This is a genomic window from Desulfobotulus pelophilus, from assembly GCF_026155325.1.
GTDB lineage: Bacteria > Desulfobacterota > Desulfobacteria > Desulfobacterales > ASO4-4 > Desulfobotulus > Desulfobotulus pelophilus.
In genome coordinates, this window is the sequence record NZ_JAPFPW010000001.1 from 386689 (window position 1) to 401409 (window position 14721).

The 14721-nt window shown below is 52.0% G+C and carries 13 protein-coding genes; 8 read left to right on the top strand and 5 right to left on the bottom strand.

From position 1 onward, the window contains the following. Window positions 1-181: 181 nt before the first annotated feature. The 3 genes from OOT00_RS01700 to OOT00_RS01710 all read left to right on the top strand — a co-directional run bounded on the left by OOT00_RS01700 (window position 182) and on the right by OOT00_RS01710 (window position 4583). Window positions 182-1825, top strand: coding sequence for a BCCT family transporter (locus OOT00_RS01700; RefSeq protein ID WP_265423560.1), 1644 nt, complete (start codon window positions 182-184; stop codon window positions 1823-1825). Between the two features lie 52 nt (window positions 1826-1877). Further along, window positions 1878-3731 (top strand): putative nucleotidyltransferase substrate binding domain-containing protein, encoded by a 1854-nt coding sequence (locus OOT00_RS01705; RefSeq protein WP_265423561.1) that lies wholly within the window; start codon window positions 1878-1880, stop codon window positions 3729-3731. A 108-nt stretch (window positions 3732-3839) separates the two neighbouring features. Further along, window positions 3840-4583 carry a 3'-5' exonuclease gene (locus OOT00_RS01710; protein WP_265423562.1) on the top strand — a complete coding sequence of 248 codons (744 nt, stop codon included), beginning with the start codon at window positions 3840-3842 and terminating at the stop codon, window positions 4581-4583. 54 nt (window positions 4584-4637) lie between these two features. Here the strand turns inward: OOT00_RS01710 and OOT00_RS01715 are convergent, their stop codons facing one another. Together OOT00_RS01715 and OOT00_RS01720 are read right to left on the bottom strand one after the other, a co-directional pair. Continuing rightward, on the bottom strand, window positions 4638-6341 hold the full coding sequence (locus OOT00_RS01715; protein ID WP_265423563.1) for a cation:proton antiporter domain-containing protein: 1704 nt from the start codon (window positions 6339-6341) through the stop codon (window positions 4638-4640). A 216-nt stretch (window positions 6342-6557) separates the two neighbouring features. After that, on the bottom strand, window positions 6558-7202 hold the full coding sequence (locus OOT00_RS01720) for a LysE family translocator (protein WP_265423564.1): 645 nt from the start codon (window positions 7200-7202) through the stop codon (window positions 6558-6560). A 312-nt stretch (window positions 7203-7514) separates the two neighbouring features. Between OOT00_RS01720 and OOT00_RS01725 the strand changes: the two genes are divergently transcribed. Then, window positions 7515-8090 carry a hypothetical protein gene (locus OOT00_RS01725; RefSeq protein ID WP_265423565.1) on the top strand — a complete coding sequence of 192 codons (576 nt, stop codon included), beginning with the start codon at window positions 7515-7517 and terminating at the stop codon, window positions 8088-8090. A 34-nt stretch (window positions 8091-8124) separates the two neighbouring features. Here OOT00_RS01725 and OOT00_RS01730 read toward each other — a convergent pair whose 3' ends face one another. Genes OOT00_RS01730 through OOT00_RS01740 form a run of 3 tightly spaced genes read right to left on the bottom strand, consistent with a single transcriptional unit; the run spans window position 8125 to window position 10507 of the window. After that, entirely contained in the window at window positions 8125-8604 is a 480-nt protein-coding gene (locus tag OOT00_RS01730; RefSeq protein ID WP_265423566.1) for a nuclear transport factor 2 family protein, read from the bottom strand. Between the two features lie 11 nt (window positions 8605-8615). Further along, window positions 8616-9755, bottom strand: a complete 1140-nt coding sequence (locus OOT00_RS01735) for a (Fe-S)-binding protein (RefSeq protein WP_265423567.1) — start codon at window positions 9753-9755, stop codon at window positions 8616-8618. Between the two features lie 59 nt (window positions 9756-9814). After that, complete coding sequence (locus tag OOT00_RS01740; protein ID WP_265423643.1) at window positions 9815-10507, bottom strand: 4Fe-4S binding protein; 693 nt, start codon at window positions 10505-10507, stop codon at window positions 9815-9817. 263 nt (window positions 10508-10770) lie between these two features. Between OOT00_RS01740 and OOT00_RS01745 the strand changes: the two genes are divergently transcribed. The 4 genes from OOT00_RS01745 to amrA all read left to right on the top strand — a co-directional run bounded on the left by OOT00_RS01745 (window position 10771) and on the right by amrA (window position 14664). Further along, on the top strand, window positions 10771-11652 hold the full coding sequence (locus OOT00_RS01745; RefSeq protein ID WP_265423568.1) for a YitT family protein: 882 nt from the start codon (window positions 10771-10773) through the stop codon (window positions 11650-11652). Window positions 11653-11812: 160 nt separating this feature from the next. Further along, entirely contained in the window at window positions 11813-13195 is a 1383-nt protein-coding gene (locus OOT00_RS01750) for an NAD(P)H-dependent oxidoreductase (protein WP_265423569.1), read from the top strand. A gap of 84 nt (window positions 13196-13279) precedes the next feature. Further along, window positions 13280-14101: an AmmeMemoRadiSam system protein B gene (amrB, locus tag OOT00_RS01755; RefSeq protein WP_265423570.1), complete on the top strand. Its 822-nt coding sequence runs from the start codon at window positions 13280-13282 to the stop codon at window positions 14099-14101. After that, window positions 14098-14664, top strand: a complete 567-nt coding sequence (gene amrA, locus OOT00_RS01760; protein WP_265423571.1) for an AmmeMemoRadiSam system protein A — start codon at window positions 14098-14100, stop codon at window positions 14662-14664. The genes amrB and amrA overlap by 4 nt, the downstream gene beginning before the upstream one ends. The last annotated feature ends 57 nt before the right edge of the window (window positions 14665-14721 follow it).

The window sequence follows — 14721 nt, forward strand, 5'->3', positions numbered from 1 at the left end:
TTTTTTTTATTGATGAGCAGTGGGACAGGCCTTTTGCTTGACAGGATACTCCTGAACTGAGAAATATGATTTAAAAAATAATCTGTTAGCAGAGTATCAGACCATCGGTCAGGCGAAATCTTCTGCCCTGTTCCGTTCTGATTCCCTTGTCTGACACGTTCACACCAAGGAGTCCTTTACCATGGATGATAAGAGTCTGGATAAAATAGAACCGGATGGAGAGGTTTCCCCCATTGATACCGATTATCAGGTGGGGCAGGACAATGTGGTGATCAAAATCGGGCGGTATGGTTTTGATATTCACAACCCTGTTTTCGGGATATCCGGTGTGCTGATTCTTTTATTTGTGGTTATCACCCTGATATTTCAAGCCCATGCAGAGCCGGTTTTCAGCAGTCTGCGTGGGTGGTTGACATCGAACCTGTCCTGGTTTTTTATTTCAGCCGGTAATGTTTTTGTGCTGGTATGCCTTGGTCTGATCGTTTCACCTCTGGGTCGCGTACGTATCGGCGGTACGGAGGCCAGTCCGGATTTTTCTTACCTTGGCTGGTTTTCCATGCTTTTTGCCGCAGGTATGGGTATCGGCCTCATGTTTTACGGTGTGTCGGAACCCCTGTCTCACTTTAGCAGCGCCTATGCCGGTACCAGTATGGAAGGCGGGCTTCGAACGGACTGGGCACCGCTGGGTGGAGCCGCAGGTGACGTCCTGGCTGCGGAGCGGCTGGGGATGGCTGCAACCATTTATCACTGGGCTCTGCATCCATGGGCCATTTATTCCGTTCTGGCTCTGGGGCTTGCTTTGTTTGCTTTTAACAAAGGGCTCCCGCTGACAATACGGTCCATATTTTATCCCCTGCTGGGAGAGCGTATCTGGGGCTGGCCGGGTCATCTGATTGATATTCTGGCCATCATTGCAACCCTTTTTGGTCTGGCCACTTCCCTCGGCCTGGGTGCTTCTCAGGCAGCAGCCGGGCTGGGTTATCTTTTTAACCTGCCATCCGGTGTCACTACCCAGGTTCTTCTGGTCATTGGCATAACGGTGGTGGCCCTGGCATCGGTTATTGCCGGGCTAACGGCCGGGGTACAGCGTTTATCGCAGATCAACATGGTCTTGGCCGCTTCGTTGCTGCTGTTTGTGATTCTGGCAGGCCCTACCCTTGCCATTATCACCGGTTTTTTTGCCAACCTTGCTGCCTATTTGGAGTATCTGCCTGCTCTGGCCAATCCGGTTGGTCGTGCGGACAGTAATTTTGCGGAAGGATGGACATCCTTTTACTGGGCATGGTGGATATCCTGGTCGCCTTTTGTGGGGATGTTCATTGCCCGGGTTTCAAGGGGGCGGACAGTGAGGGAGTTTCTTGTTTCTGTTCTGCTGATTCCATCGGCTGCCTGTGTGCTGTGGATGACGGTGTTTGGCAGTACGGCCATCAGCCAGTTTGTCAGACAAGGATACACAGCCGCAGCGGAAGCAGCTCTGCCTCTGCAGCTTTTTGCCATGCTGGATATGCTGCCTCTGGCACAGATTTCTTCTTTTATCGCTATCGTACTGGTGATTATTTTTTTCGTTACCTCTTCGGATTCGGGCTCCCTTGTCATTGACACGATTTCTGCAGGGGGCAAGGTTGAATCGCCTACACCGCAGCGGGTTTTCTGGTGTACATTTGAAGGGCTGGTAGCCATGGCCCTTCTCCTTGGTGGCGGGCTCGTTGCCCTGCAGGCCATGGCCGTATCTACGGGACTTCCGTTTACGGTGGTCCTGCTGGTCGGGTGCTGGGCTCTGATTAAAGGGCTTGCTACGGAACCAAGGCCCAAAAAGAAGGGATGAATCCGGGGGCGGAAGACAGGCGGGTTTCCGGACGGTCAGAACAGGGGGGACGATGGAAGTAGAGCTGGTGGACATTGCGGATCATATGCAACGTTTTGAACCCTTTTGTGATCTGCCCGCAGAAGAGGTTCTTGCCCTTTCAGGGCATGTGGATGTCCGCTACTTCAAGGCAGGCAGCACGATCCTGACATCGGGGGAACCTATTCACGAGATTTACTTTATACGGAGTGGTGCTGTTGAAGTATTTCGCCGGAACGGAACGCTCTACAATCGTCTGGAAGAGGGGGCTGTTTTTGGGCAAATGAGTCTTCTGGTACAGAATCGTGTGCGATTTCCTGCAAAATCTCTGGAAGATACCCTTCTTTACCTGATCCCTGAAAAGATTTTCAGGGATCTTTGCGACAGATTTGATGTTTTTGCGGATTTTGTGGAAATTGGGGGACAGACCCGCCTCCGTCAGGCCGTTTCCCGCGCGCAGGAGCTGAATGATGTGATGCGCACAAGGATTCAGAAGCTGCTTACACGGGAACTGGTGAGCATTGACGCTTCAGCCACCGTGGTGGATGCTGCTGGGAAAATGACGGAGGAATCGGTTTCTTGCCTGCTGATTACGGACAGAGCTTATGGCAGCGGCTCGGGTATGGCAGGGATTGTCACGGACAGGGATCTTCGCACGCGTTTTGTTGCCGTGGGCCTGTCTTCGGATACACCCGTATCGGAGATCATGTCGAGAGAGCTGGTGACCGTTGAGGCCCAGCAATATGTATTTGAGGCAATGCTCTGCATGCTTCGGTTCAATATTCATCACCTGCCTGTGATGCGGAATAAACAATGTATCGGTATGATTTCCATTTCGGATCTGATCCGTTATGAGTCCCAGAACAGTCTGCTGGTGGTTGCCCGTATTCTCAGGGCACAGGATACGGATGAGCTGGTTCGTATGAAAGCAGAAATTGAGTCCAGTTTTGTTCGTATGGTGAATGAAGGGGCCAACTCCCATATGGTTGGCAGCGCCATGAGTATTTTCGGCCGGAGTATCAAGCAGCGCCTGATGGAGTTGGCAGAGGAGCAGTTCGGCCCCTCGCCGGTTCCCTGCTGTCTGATGGCCATGGGTTCCATGGCCCGGGATGAGCTGCTGCCAGGAGGCGATCAGGATAATGCCCTGATTCTGGACGACTCCTACGATGAAGATCAGCATGGCGAGTATTTTGACTGCCTTACCAGATTTGTGTGCGATGGGCTGGCTGCCTGTGGTTATCCGTACTGCACGGGCGGTATTATGGCAAAGGAAAAAAAATGGCGTCAGCCGCTGGCCGTGTGGCGAACCTATTTTAACCAGTGGATGGATAACCCGACCCATGAGGCCCTTTTACACAGTTCCATTTTTTTTGATCTGGATGGTGTATGGGGAGAGCTGCAATGGGTGGAGCAGCTGAAAGAAGAGATTGCCCGTAAGGCAAAGAACAGCCGGAAATTTCTTTCCTGTCTGGCCCGTAATGCTTTGAGCCGGACTCCGCCCCTCGGCTTTTTTAAGGATTTTGTTGTGGAGGTGGACGGTAAACATAAAAATGTGCTGGATTTGAAACGTCGTGGCTCTGCACCCTTGGTAGCACTGATCCGGGTTTATGCCCTCGCCATAGGATCGACGGCGCAGAATTCCTTTGAGAGGCTGGATGATATCCGTGAGACAAAACTCCTCCCTCCGGGTTCCGCTGAGACCTTGCATGATGCCATGGAATTTATTTCCATGGTCCGTCTTCGGAGTCAGGCCCACAGCCTGCAGCAGGGCTTGGAAGTGAACAACAAGGTTAATCCGGAGAATTTAAGCCGTTTTGATCGGCGGAATCTTAAAGAGGCATTTCAGGTTGTCAGCAACGCCCAGAAATTCATACGCTTTCGATACTGATTCGATACTGATTCGATACTGATTCGATACTGATTCGGTACTGATTCGGTACGGAAGGGTTCTGCCATCAGGGAGTAGGCCGGACCCCAACCGTTCCAAAGGAAAAAGATGCTGTACCCCCCATGGAAAAATCATCGTTCCAACCATACAGAGAAGGCTGTTGTGTCATGGCCGGAGCTTTTTGCCCAGCAAGCAGCGGATTCCCGTCACTCTCTTTTGCAGTATTATTATGGATGCGGTTCTGTGGATGGGGATACACCTCTGTGCCGTGTTCCCCTGCTCTCTCTGGATGTAGAAACCACGGGTCTGCATCCGGGGCGGGATGCCATTATCAGTATGGGTGCCGTGCCTTTTACGCTGGAACGAATTTACAGCAGCCGTTCACGGTACTGGGTTGTGAATCCCGGGCGTCCTCTCACGCCAGACTCCGTTATTATCCATGGCATTACCCATTCACGGATTCTTAACAGTCCTGATTTGATGGAGGTTTTACCGGATCTGCTGGCTGTTATGGCCGGTTCCGTTATGGTGGTTCACTGTCGTCAGATGGAACGTCAGTTTCTGGATGCAGCCTTGCGAAGCCGTATGGGAGAAGGTATTGTTTTTCCCGTAATTGATACCATGGATATGGAGGCCCGGTATCTGCGGCAGGGAATGGGTTACTGGCTGAGGCAGTTTTTCGGGATGCATCCCCGATCTGTCCGTCTTGCGGACAGCCGCACTCGCTATCATCTTCCTTTTTACAGGCCCCATCATGCCCTTACGGATGCCCTTGCCACGGCAGAGCTTTTTCAGGCTCAGGTGGCATGGCGTTATGATCCGTATACACCGGTGAAAGAGCTGTGGTTGTAAGCCGGAGGGTTAAGATCAAGCCGTTGGTCATGGCTGGATCGGGCTGGAAAGATCTCAGTGGGCAGGGTCGGGTGATTCGGTACGCATGAGGGCCAGAAAATCCGTGAAACTGGTTGTCTGCAGGGCTTTCTGCAGCATGGGCTCATGGCGGAAAAGACCTGCAATCTCTGAGACAATGGTAAGCTGGATGGCAGGCTCGGATACGGGTGTAAGGATAAGAAAGAGAATCCGGGCCCGTTGATCGTCCGGTGCATCAAAATCAATGCCTTGGCGTGAGATACCTGCAATAATAACAGGCTTTTTCAGTTCGTGCAGACGAGCATGGGGGATGGCAATTCCGTTTCCAATGCCTGTACGGAGGGTGGATTCCCTCTCCCACACCCTTGCAGCGGTGTGATCTGTATCCAATCCCAGGTGTTCGCAGGCAGGCTGTACCATTTCACGGATGACGTCTTCGGGGCTGTGTGCCTTGAGATCGCTGATGAAAAAACGTGAAGTCAGTAGGTCGGCAAGCCGCAGGTGCTGTTTGTACTGGAGGGTGATACGGATCATGGGACCACTGATCATGGAGGTACCCATGGCCATGATAACGAGAGCCACAAAGAGCTTTTCCTCAATGATCCCCGCCTCAAGTGCCAGAAGACCCACGATGATGCCCATGGCTCCAACGGAAACCATGGAAAAACCGGCAGCCAGAGATTCCCGTGGCCGCATTCCTCCCCAGCGTGCACCGAAAAAGGCACTGCCGACTTTGCAGATTACGGCAAGGGCTGTTACCAGAAGCACCAGTTGGAGGTCGAAGTGGCTGATGAAATTAACCTTCAGACCGATACTGGCAAAGAAAATGGGGGCAAAAATATAGGAAACAAAGTGGTCGATGGTAAAGCGTGTCCGTTCCCGGAGGTGTGCCGAATCGCCCAGAGCGGCTCCCACCAGAAAGGCGCCGAACATGGCATGGATACCGATCCATTCGCAAAGGGCAGCACCCAGCAGGGCGAGGATAATGGCAAAGCTCAGTTCACCGCCGGGCCATCGGGTATAGGCCTGCACAAAAGGAAGAACCGTATGAATGGCCTGTCTTCCGATAGTTAGGATCAGGAGGGTGAAAGTCAGGGTCAGGCCAATGGTAAGACCTATGGGCATGGTCTGACAACCTTCTCCCATCATGCTGAGAATTATGGCGAAAATAATCCATCCGGCCAGATCATTGAAAATGGCTGCGCTGATGACCACCATACCAAGATCGCTCCGGTAAAGATCCATGTCCATGAGGGTTTTGGCAATGATGGGCAGAGCGGATATGGAGATGCCTATGGCAAGAAAAAGGGCGAAAAGAACGGGCGGCGATCCGCTGCCCCGTCCCATGGTTTCCGGGATAAACCAGGCTGTGGTAAACGCTGCGGCAAAGGGTATGAGCAGGCTGGCGGCACCAATGGTAAGTCCGGTTTTCCCCTGTCGCCAAAGGGTGGAAAGATCCACTTCTATACCGGCAACCATGAGGAAAAGAATGATGGCGATGGTGGCAATGGTGTCCAGAGCAATGGCATTGGCTCCCGTGACCGGAAAGAGAAACAGGTTGACTTCGGGAAAAAGAGTGCCAAGGACCGTTGGTCCCAGAAGAATGCCTGCCATCAGCTCTCCCAGTACGGCGGGCTGGCGGAGGCTCCGTGCCAGCTCACCCAGAACTCTTGCCGTGGCAAGGAGCAGGCCAAGGGCCAGCAGCATTACCAGGATATTGTGGGGTGAGAGACTTTCCATAGTTCTTCTTTGCTGAGATGGCAGAATCAGATCGGAAGCGGATTATGTGATTCGGCATGGGAAAAAGTGCTGCTATGATATGTGGCGAAAAGACGGATGAAATCCTAATCTATTTTCAGGATGAAAACACCTTTATTATGGGTCGCATTACTGAAAAAGGAAAAAAGTGCCCGTAAAGGAAAGGTGCTGTGCTGATAGGGAGACAGGGTGACGTATTCAGGAAAGGGTTTTGATCAGACCCAGGCGAATGCCGAAAGCCACCAGTATACCCCCGCTGATTCCTTCCAGCCAACGCCTTATGGCAGGATTTGTAAGCCAGTAACGCAGGCATTGCAACCCGTGGGCAACAAGGCATAGCCAGGTCAGGGCCATCATAAAGTGCAGGCTTGCCAGAAAGAAGGATTTCAGTACGGCCGGATCCTGGGGGTGGATGAACTGGGGCAGAAAGGCCATATAAAAGACAGCGGTTTTCGGGTTGAGTACATTGGATAAAAAGCCTTCCCTGAAGGCTTTGATTCGGGAGGTTGTTTCGGTATTCTGTCCCGCGGGTGCAGAAAAAAATGAGTCCTGGCTGCCAGCCGCACGCCGAAGGCTTTTGCACCCAAGCCATATGAGATACAGAGCCCCCAGGGTTTTGACCATGGAAAAAAGAGAGGCTGACTGCATGAGAATAAAAGAGATTCCCAGAGCAGAAAGTCCTGCATGAACAAAAAGCCCGCAGCAGACACCAAGGGCCGTGAGATCCCCTTTGCCGCTGCCTCCCGTCAGGGTATTGCGGATTACAAGTAAGGTGTCCGCCCCCGGAACAAGAGTGAGCAGGAGCATGGCAAGAAGAAAGGCGGGAAGGGATGCGTCAACCATTGGGTCTCCGTGAGAGGGAAATCAATGAAGTCCTGTGTGGACTTACTCCTGTACAGGCCCCTTTGTCCATAAGAAAACAGGCATTGATGAACGCAGGCCCCGAAAGACAAAATGTTGATCAGACCTGGGGTTGCGTTTTAACGTTTGTGGGCGGACGGGTATGGAGAAAATCCTTCACTCCGTGGCAATTCCTTTCCGTCGGGCGGTAATGATGAATAGATGAACTCGGGTTTGCGGTCGGATTGCGGGTGTGCCTTCGTTTGAAGAGGATAGAAGCGAGCAGATCGACCCCCTGGGTGAAGGAGATGTGGTATGAAGAAGTGCGGATATCTGCTGACCCTTGCCATTCTGCTGGTGTCACTGGCCGAAACCGTGCGGGCCAGAGATATGGCTGTTACAGTGTTTGCCGGACAGAGCACGAGGAATGTGTGGGAGGATTTTTTCCTTTCGCCCGCCTCCCTTGATTTTGCGGATTCCAGGATTGCTGCCTGCGCCCTGTCCTATACTTTTATTCGTATACCGGACCGGTATGTATCCTTTGAACTGGAAGGTCAGATTGTCCGTCACTGGGGCATACAGAGCCATTGGGAGGCCAATTTGCCTGTGGTGATCCGTTATCACGGCCTGCCACTGCGTGACCGAATACGCAGCTCCGTCGCCTTTGGGGTGGGACCTTCCTGGTCCAGTGATACACCGCCCCTTGAGGTGGAAACGCGGGATGACAGCTCCCCGGTTCTTTTCCATTGGTTTATGGAGTTGACAGCAGGCCCGGCCCGGGCACCGTGGATGCTGTCCGTACGTCTGCATCACAGATCCACGGGTTTTGGACTGATGGCGGATAAAGGGGGGCTGGATACTCTGGTGGGGGGTATCCGCTGGGACTTTTAATTATGTTTTTCAGGCTCTTTTTCAGCGGGCTGGACTATTCCGGCATGAGAGACGAGTGGTGGCTGATGATGCGCCAGTCTGTGCCATCCCATCGGTAAAGGAAGGAATATCGTCCACTGGCCTGTTCCCCCGTAGCTGCGAAGGTGAAGGTATAAAGGCCGGCGTCAAGGGCCATATTGCATCCAGGGATAATGTGGCGCTGGTCAATGTTTCCCTTGGGTCTTTTTTCCATAAAGTGTCTGAAATAATCTTCTTTTTCTGAGACAGAAAGTCTGGGCTGATTGGAAAGGGTGGGGAGCAGTATGGAGTTTTTTGCATAAAGGGCTGTTACTATGGAAGGGTTGCCTGATGTGAGGCTTTCGTTCCACCGTTGAAAAAGGTCAGCAATTTCAGTTTCTGAGATAGTTTGGCATATTTCATATCGTATACCATCCGTGGGAGTCGAAGGCTGAGGGTGCAGAGTGCATCCCGTCATGACAAGGGCAGAAAGCATCAGTACAGAAAGAAAACGCATGGCTGATCTCCTTATGGCGCAAGTTGTTCGCAAGCAAGGCTGGCAATGTGGGAAATATGCAGGTTCTGTCCCTTTTTTTTGGCCGTATAGCCAAGGTTGAAGATACAGAAAGGACAGGTGGTCACCAGTAATGTTTCATGGATATCCGCCAGCAGTTGCTGGCTGATATCCATGGAAAGATCGGCTGCAAAGGACCGGACGCCTGCCCCTGCCCCACAGCAGCGGGAGTTTTCACGGTTTTCCGGCAGTTCCTTCAGCCTGTAACCCATGTGTTGCAGAAGTTTTCGGGGGGCTTCATAGATACCTGATTTTCTGCCCAGTTTACAGGAGTCGTGAAAGGTGATCGTACGGGATACCGGAGTGAAGGTAAGGCGTTTTTCCTCGATGAGTGTGAGCAGGAACTCACTGATATGCACGGTCTGAATGGTGAAGTCTGTAAGCATTCTGGGATAGTAGGTGGAAAAGGTCCGGTGGCAGCCTGCACAGGGAACAATGATACGGGAGATCCCCAGTTCTGCAAATTTTTTTTGCATGGAGGTAAAAATGCTACGAGCCTCTTCCCGTTTTCCAGCATTGTACGGGTAGATGCCGCAGCAGAATTCATCTTCCATCAGGGTAAAGGCTACGCCCGCTTTTTTCAGGAGAAAGTAGCAGGCCCGGGCTGTGGCCTTATCCACCCAGGAAGCCATGCATCCCATATAAAGAAGGGTGTCACAGGGTCGTTCAAGGGGGGCCAGGGGCCTTTCCTCCGCAGGAAGCCAGTCCAGTCGGGTGGCGGCATCTTTGTTCACCGCATTGCCCTTGGCAAAAATAGCGGCAATCATGTCATTGTGTCTGGGAAGCGGCCCGAATCCCATGGCAACCATGGGAACCTTGCCTTCGGCAATGGTTTCGGAGATGGGAATCTCCATGGGGCAGACCGTATCGCAGCGACCGCATTCCGTACAGGTGTAGATATTCCGGATGTCTTCTTCCAGAACGGCTTCCCCGGAAAGAAGACGGTGGATGATAGCCAGTCGGTTCATGGGAGTTGATTCCGGGTTTCCGGTGGCTTCAAAAGTGCAGCAGGCCGTAAAACAGGTTTCGCAGGAAATACAGGCATCACAGGATTTTGACAGCAGGGCTGTATCGGGGCAGACGGGCCTGGTCATTGAGGGAACTCCTTCGCTTTTAAAGATGGGTAGAATCATGCGGAATCCATGGTAACGTTTTATCGTTTACCTGAACAGCGGTTTTCCAGCGGGGATCGGAAGGTTGTTGGAGAAGGCAGGGTAAGGGCTTTTTTCGGACAGTTTTCCACACAGCTTTTACACCGCATACATTCGAGGCTGGGAACTTCTCCCTTGTTTTTATAGGCCCCCGGAAAGGTCTGAATGGGACAGACCCTGCGGCAGATTCCGCATTCTGAACAGTTTCCGTTCACCTGCAGCAGGAATGTTTTGGGAGAGAAAATCCCCTGTATGGTCCCCATGGGGCAGAAACTGCACCAGGCTCGGGGTTTGAAATACACCCCGAATGCAAGGGCAATGACTGTGGCTACGGTCCACATCATTACAAAAACGGCAGCTGTTTTTTCCGGGTCTCCCCCGGCCTGGATAAGGCGGGTGATCATGAGTCCCATGAGGAGTAAGAAAAAAAGTCCTCGAAACCATGGTTTTGTAAAAAGGGGAGGGAGGTCTCTGTGCAGGCTGACACGGGTTGTCATGCGTTCATGAAAGGCCCCCATGGCACAGAGCCAGCCGCAGTACCAACGGCCACGAAAGAACATGAGGGTAAGCATGAGTACCATCATGGCTGCAGCCAGAAAGCCCAGCCATGGCCAGAAAAGTCCCCCGATAATCACCAGTGGAACGAGCAGGGCAAGGCCATACTGTAAAAGCCTGCGTCCTGGTTTTTCTTTCATTCTTTTCAAATTGTGGCTCCCTGTCATAAAATTTTTTCCATGCAGTCATGTCGCAGACCCTTGTCTCAGCCAAAAGAAACAGGATGCGCCACTGCCATAAAAGGAGACGGGGAGTAAAGAATCCGTTACACTTTCTCTGGCCCGGCCCCTCTGGCCCGGCCCCTCTGGCCGATATGGTATGCGTTCTGTTGTGTGGTAGTTTTTTTCGAACAATAGGGATAAGATTTTGGTACGCGCGATTTTATAGAAAGGGAATCTGGTTCATGAAGCGTTTTGTGGTGGATTATGGCATTATTTTTTTTGCAGGCCTTTTGTATGCTGTTGCGCTGAAATATTTTGTTCTGCCTTCCCAGGTAATTCTGACGGGAACGGAAGGGGTTGCTTCGGCCCTTTCCTATTATTTTGAAAGTTACTGGCTTTTTGTGGGGCTCTATCTGACATTTCAGGCTTTACTGCTGAGTTTTGCTTTCTGGAAAGTGAGCCATACCTTTGCCCTGCGTTCTCTTCTGGTGGTGGCAACGGTGGGAAGCTTTCTCGCCCTGATGCCGGATCTGCAGGTAGCCCAGCCGGAGCCTCAGAATGAAAGGATGATTCTGGTCATTTTCGGAGGACTATTGGCTGGTGTGGCCAAGGCAATGGCTTTGCATAAGCGGGGATCCACGGGTGATGAGGACGTTCTGGCTGCCTATTTTGCCATGAAATATCTCAAATCCGTTGGATATATTGCTGTTTTTGCCGCCATTGTCTCCACGGCCTTCGGTCTTTTCATGGATTTTCTGAAGTACGGTCAGCTGGCTTCTGCTATTAATACACTGATGTATACCTGTATTTATATTTTTGTTTCAACCACTACCCTGAACAATTTTTACCGGAAATTTCAGCTGACCATGCTCTCTGTGATCACCCGCAGGAAAGATGCTGTGGGTGCAGCCATTAAAGCAGCCTCCAGTCATCGGACCTATACGGTTCAGAAAGGTATCGGCGGGCATTCTGGAGAACGGTTCTGGCGGGTGCAGACCATCATCACCCATGAAGAGCTGCCCCAGTTTCTTGCAGCTGTGGAAGGTGTTGACCCGGAGTGTTTCTACTATTATGAAAATATTGAGGGCATCTCAAAGGGTTACTATATTTCGCCCATAGGGTGAGAAGGTTCGGAATACCGGCGGTTCATATTGAAAGGCCTGCCTTTTACCCCCTATGGACAGGGCTTCTGTGCCTGCTTATATTTTGTATGCAAACAAATAAGGTGGTGAGACAGGTTATTGAAAGAATCCCACCCTGACCCTTTTCCGGAAGGAAGAAAGAATGCAGATTACGGTTATCAGTGGCAGTCCCAAAGGTGAGCTCAGTGTGACCCTGCAGTCTCTGCGTTACCTTGAAAAGAAGTTTCCTGAACACAGCATGCATGTGGTTCATGTCGGCCAGACCATCCGGAGCATAGAGGAGAAAGCGGAAAGAAGAGAGGAGATCCGGAACCTCGTCAAAGTCTCGGAACTTGTGCTTTTTGTCCACCCCGTATATACTTTCAGCATCCCATCTCAGCTGAAGCGGTTTATGGAGATCGTTCATGAAACGGATCTGAAAGAGGTTTTTGCAGGAAAATATGCGGCTGTCCTTACAACATCCATTCATTTTTTTGATCACAGTGCCCATGCGTACATGAGGGCCGTAATCGAAGACCTGGGTATGGCCTTTGCCGGTGCCTTTTCCGCAGACTCTTATGATCTTCTCAATGAAAGAGAGCAGCAGAGACTGGAATGTTTTGCCACAGATCTTTTGGCAACGGTCAGCCTGAAACGACCCGTTTCAAGGGCTTATGCTCCCCTTGCACCGTTTGTCTGGGATTATGTACCCTTATCCTCTCCTTCGGTGCTGGATTCCCGGGGCAAAAAGGTGGTCATTATTCAGGATAAAAGGTACCGGGGCATCAATGCCGGAGCCATGGCAGACCGTCTGGCCAGTCGTTTTCCTGATGCGGACCGGATTATCCTGGAAGATATATTCATCATGGGGGGGTGCCTGGGATGTGTACAGTGCGGTTTTGATCACAGGTGTGTATTTACGGGTAAGGATGATTTTATCCGAACCTATGAAGATCGCATCAAGCCGGCGGATATTCTGTTCTTTGTCATGAAAATTGAAGACCGTATGTTTTCTTCCCTCTGGAAGACTTTTTTTGACAGGGGATTCTACAACACCCACACGCCCACGCTCAGGGAAAAGCAGCTGGGGTTTGTTATTTCCGGTCCCCTGGGACAGATGGCCCCCTTCCGGGAGGTGCTGACGGCCTTTACGGAATGGCAGGGGGCGGGGCTGGTGGATCTGGTCAGTGATGAATGCGCTGATGCATCGGTTCTGGATAGCCAGCTGGATACCCTTGCGGAACGAACTGTGGAAGCCTCTGAGCTGGGTTATGTGGCTCCGCCCACTTTCCTTGGCAGGGCAGGAATGAAGGTTTTCCGTGATGATGTTTTTGGTCGCCATCGTTTTGTTTTTCAGGCAGACCATGAATGGTTTGAAGCCAATGGAATATATGACTTTCCCCATGATGACAAGCGTGCCATGGATACCAATGCCTTTATGCTGGAACTGATGAAAGACCCCGACACCAGGGAAGCCATCCGTAAGATGCTGAAAAGTGAAATGGTCAAACCCATACGTAAGGTTGTGGAGATGCTGAATACCTGAAAGGGGAGAGGGTGGCAAAGATTCCCTCCGGAGCTGTCGGAAGGTTCTGAAGTGTTCCGGGTAATGGGCCGGAAGGAGAGTGGGATGGACAAACGGACAGGCAGGATTCGCCAACCTGCTGTTGCCTCATTGTTTTATCCGAAGAATGCGGATGATCTGAGAAAAGAGGTCCGTATGCTCATGGATAAATCCGATGATTTCTCTTTTCTTCGCCCCAAGGCACTGGTGGTTCCCCATGCGGGGTATGCTTATTCCGGTGCCTTGGCCGCAGTGGCCTACAGAGCCCTGTCGGAGCGGAAGGACAGTGTTCACAGGGTGGTTCTGCTCGGGCCTGCCCACAGGGTGTACCTGCGCGGCATGGCCCTGTCCACAAGCAGTTTTTTTGCCACGCCTTTAGGGAAAATCCCGGTGGAGAAAGAGGAACAGCTTTTTCTGAAGGACGGATTCCCATGGGTCAGGGTGATGGATACGGCCCATGCCATGGAGCACAGCCTTGAAGTGCAGCTTCCTTTTTTACAAGTGGCCCTCGGACCGTTTACCCTGCTTCCCATTCTGGTGGGAGCGACATCGCAAAGTGATGTCGCTGCCGTTCTGGACAGCGTTTGGGGTGGCGCAGAAACCCTCGTTGTTATCAGCTCAGATCTGAGTCATTTTTTGGATTATGATTGTGCCAACAGGCTTGATACCTGTACTGCCGAAGCCATTGAAAGCCTGGATCCCGGTGGCATAGGCAGGGAAGCGGCCTGTGGACTCTATCCTTTGAAGGGTTTTCTGGCGGTAGCCGGAGCCCGTGGGATGACGGTTCATCGCCTGGGACTTTGCAATTCCGGTGATGTAACGGATGGTATGCATTCTAATGGCGTTGTGGGCTATGGTGCCTGGGCGTTTATGGAGAAAGAGGGATGAAACGTACGGGACTGACGGACGCAGAAAAAAAGATTCTTGTGGACCTTGCATGGGCGGTAATCAGAGAAGGTGTCCGTACCGGAAACAACCGTATGGAGGGGAAAAAGCCCTCAGGAGACCGGTTTTTGCAGAAGGGCGCTTCCTTTGTGACTCTCACAAAGGAAGGCGGGCTTCGTGGCTGTATCGGTTCTCTGGTGGTCCACCGCCCTCTGTGGGAAGATGTGGCAGCCAATGCCTGGAATGCGGCTTTTGAAGACCCCCGTTTTTCTCCTCTGGATATTTCTGAACTTCCCCTTCTCCGTCTCTCTGTTTCTGTACTGACGCCAGCGCAGCCCCTTTCTTTTGCATCCGAGGAAGAGCTTCTTGCTCAGCTGCGTCCCGGTGTGGATGGGTTGACAATCCGCGCAGGCGGGCGGAGTGCTACCTTTTTGCCGGGTGTGTGGGAGCAGTTGCCCGTACGGGAGGTTTTTTTCCGGCAATTGAAGTTGAAGGCGGGTCTGAGGGAAAAGGGCCTGCCGGTCGGTTTGTATGCGGAACGCTACGGTACGGAAGAGTGTGACTGAATCCGTGCCGGATTCCGGGATACCGCAAAGGGCTCCAGTGGCTTTACCACGGTATCT

What these genes read in the sequence shown, in the direction of transcription:
- OOT00_RS01720 (WP_265423564.1), bottom strand. Translation starts at nt 7,202, where the DNA reads ATGGTTGACGCATCCCTTCCCGCCTTTCTTCTTGCCATGCTCCTGCTC.
- OOT00_RS01710 (WP_265423562.1), top strand. Translation starts at nt 3,840, where the DNA reads ATGCTGTACCCCCCATGGAAAAATCATCGTTCCAACCATACAGAGAAG.
- OOT00_RS01745 (WP_265423568.1), top strand. Translation starts at nt 10,771, where the DNA reads ATGAAGCGTTTTGTGGTGGATTATGGCATTATTTTTTTTGCAGGCCTT.
- OOT00_RS01700 (WP_265423560.1), top strand. Translation starts at nt 182, where the DNA reads ATGGATGATAAGAGTCTGGATAAAATAGAACCGGATGGAGAGGTTTCC.
- OOT00_RS01725 (WP_265423565.1), top strand. Translation starts at nt 7,515, where the DNA reads ATGAAGAAGTGCGGATATCTGCTGACCCTTGCCATTCTGCTGGTGTCA.
- amrB (WP_265423570.1), top strand. Translation starts at nt 13,280, where the DNA reads ATGGACAAACGGACAGGCAGGATTCGCCAACCTGCTGTTGCCTCATTG.
- OOT00_RS01715 (WP_265423563.1), bottom strand. Translation starts at nt 6,341, where the DNA reads ATGGAAAGTCTCTCACCCCACAATATCCTGGTAATGCTGCTGGCCCTT.
- OOT00_RS01735 (WP_265423567.1), bottom strand. Translation starts at nt 9,755, where the DNA reads ATGACCAGGCCCGTCTGCCCCGATACAGCCCTGCTGTCAAAATCCTGT.
- amrA (WP_265423571.1), top strand. Translation starts at nt 14,098, where the DNA reads ATGAAACGTACGGGACTGACGGACGCAGAAAAAAAGATTCTTGTGGAC.
- OOT00_RS01750 (WP_265423569.1), top strand. Translation starts at nt 11,813, where the DNA reads ATGCAGATTACGGTTATCAGTGGCAGTCCCAAAGGTGAGCTCAGTGTG.
- OOT00_RS01730 (WP_265423566.1), bottom strand. Translation starts at nt 8,604, where the DNA reads ATGCGTTTTCTTTCTGTACTGATGCTTTCTGCCCTTGTCATGACGGGA.
- OOT00_RS01740 (WP_265423643.1), bottom strand. Translation starts at nt 10,507, where the DNA reads ATGAAAGAAAAACCAGGACGCAGGCTTTTACAGTATGGCCTTGCCCTG.
- OOT00_RS01705 (WP_265423561.1), top strand. Translation starts at nt 1,878, where the DNA reads ATGGAAGTAGAGCTGGTGGACATTGCGGATCATATGCAACGTTTTGAA.